Annotated in this window: 1 protein-coding gene and 1 pseudogene; both read left to right on the top strand. The window is 75.1% G+C overall.

What is annotated here, in order from left to right; translation table 11 throughout:
* A pseudogene (locus tag GA0115242_RS10845) lies at nt 1-1,049 on the top strand (serine/threonine protein kinase); the annotation flags it as partial.
* A gap of 161 nt (nt 1,050-1,210) precedes the next feature.
* Nucleotides 1,211-1,982, top strand: a 772-nt coding sequence (locus GA0115242_RS10840; RefSeq protein WP_161353081.1) for a protein kinase, incomplete at its 3' end; no start/stop codon positions are given.

The following is a 1,982-nucleotide window of genomic DNA, read 5'->3' as shown; positions in this document are numbered from 1 at the left end:
GGGCGCCGGGCGGGTCGGGGTCCGGGGCGTCGGGCGCGGGTGCCGCGGCGACGGGGTCCGTCTCCGCGACCAAGCCGCTGGCCGCGGCGAACGCCTCGGTGCCCGCGCCGTCGCGGCCGCCGGGTGCGTCGTCCTCCGGTGGCGCGTCGTCCGGCACCTCGGGTGACGGCGCAACCAACGGGCAGTCGGGCGGGCGCAGTTCGGGCTGGCCCGTGATGACGCCGCCCGACCTGCCGCCGCGGCAGGTGCCGAGAGCGCCGCTGACCGACGTGGTGCCGAAGCGGACACTGGTGATCATCGCGGTGGTCGTGGCGCTGGCCGTGCTCGGCGTGGTGCTGGCGCTGACGCTCGGCGGCGGTGACGACGGGGGGACGAAGGGCGCCGAGGGCGGCGGCGTGAAGACGTCGGCGAGCGCGAGCGCCGGTTCCGGATCCGGCGCGGGCAAGAACGAGGGCGGCACCCGTACCGACGGGGGCTCCTCGGCGTCCGCGTCGGCGGACGGCGGCGCCGGGAGCGGGGCGGGCGGGGAAGCCGACGGCTCCGACGACTCGGCGGCCGGGTCGGACGACTCCGACGACGACTCGTCCGACGGCAAGGACGGCGGCAAGGGCGGCGCCGCCGTCGACTCGACGTACAAGGGCGGCCAGGGGTACCGGATCGGGCTGCCCGAGGGGTGGAAGTACCAGGCCGCGAGCAGCGCGGGCGACCGGTTCACCGGCCCCGACGGGCAGAAGCTGCTCATCGCCTGGACCTCGACGCCCAAGGGCGACCCGGTCGCCGACTGGAAGAGCCAGGAGCGCTACATGGCGCGCTCGCAGTACCAGAAGATCCACATAGAGAAGGTGGACTACCGGGGCTGGAACACGGCCGACTGGGAGTTCACCTACGCGGACGGCGGCACCAAGTACCACACGATCGACCGGGGGTTCGTGGTCAACGGACATCGCGGATACGCCCTCATGTACACGGCGAAGGACGCCAAATGGGACACCGACCTGCGTGAGGACACCTGGGCGACGCTCACATCGACGTTCGAGCCCGCATCGTGACCTGACGGTGTCGGGTTTGCCGCCTGAGATCTGGCATCCCCTCTTTGCGCGTTGCCTCCGGCACGTATCGTGAAGGTCTGCGGACCGTACGCATCCAGCGGCGCGTACGGAGCAGACGCAAGGCAACGTGGGTGACCGACCGGGCGGCCGGGGGAGGCAACGTGGAGGAGTACGCGGGACGGGTCCTCGCCGACCGCTACCGCCTGCCGCTGCCGCCCTCCGACGAGTACGAACTCACCGAGAGCCGGGCCTTCGACACCTACAGCGGGCAGGAAGTGGTCGTCCGTCAGGTGCCGTTGCCCGAGGTCGTCGAGGCCGAGGTGCTCGACGCGGAGGGGCTGCCCGACGGGTTCACGGCCCGTGACCGCCAGGCGCGCAGGCCCGCGCGCGGCGGCACCCGCCGTCCCGCGGATCCCGCCGTGCGCCGGGCGGTCGAGGCCGCGCAGGCCGCCGCGCAGATCCCCGACCACCCGCGGCTCGACCAGGTCTTCGACGTGTTCGCCGAGGGCGGGTCGCTGTGGATAGTGAGCGAGGCGGTGCCGGCCAGGCCGCTGGCCGCGCTGCTCGCCGAGCAGCCGCTGACGCCGTACCGGGCGGCCGAGGTCGCCTCCGACGTCCTCATGGCGCTGCGGGTGCTGCACGCGCACGGCTGGGTCCACCGCAACGTCACCGCCCGCACGGTGCTCGTCTGCGACGACGGCCGGGTGATGCTGACCGGCCTCGCGGTCGGCGCGGCGGAAGAGGCGCTGTGCGGGTACGACCCGGTGCCCCCGCCGGAGGCACCGCCGGGCGAGGACCCGGCGGACGGCCCCGGCGGTCCGGGGCCCGGGGTCCGGACCGCGCAGGCCAGCGGCGACGACGCCGAGGCGGCCCGGCGTGCCGCGATCGACGCCCGGACGGCGGGCGGCCTGCCCCCGGCGACCGGCGCGGACC

Source organism: Streptomyces sp. SolWspMP-5a-2, from assembly GCF_900091845.1.
GTDB classification, from domain to species: domain Bacteria; phylum Actinomycetota; class Actinomycetes; order Streptomycetales; family Streptomycetaceae; genus Streptomyces; species Streptomyces doudnae.
The sequence above is the reverse complement of the archived record's forward strand: the minus strand, read 5'-3'. Positions and strand labels throughout refer to the sequence as shown.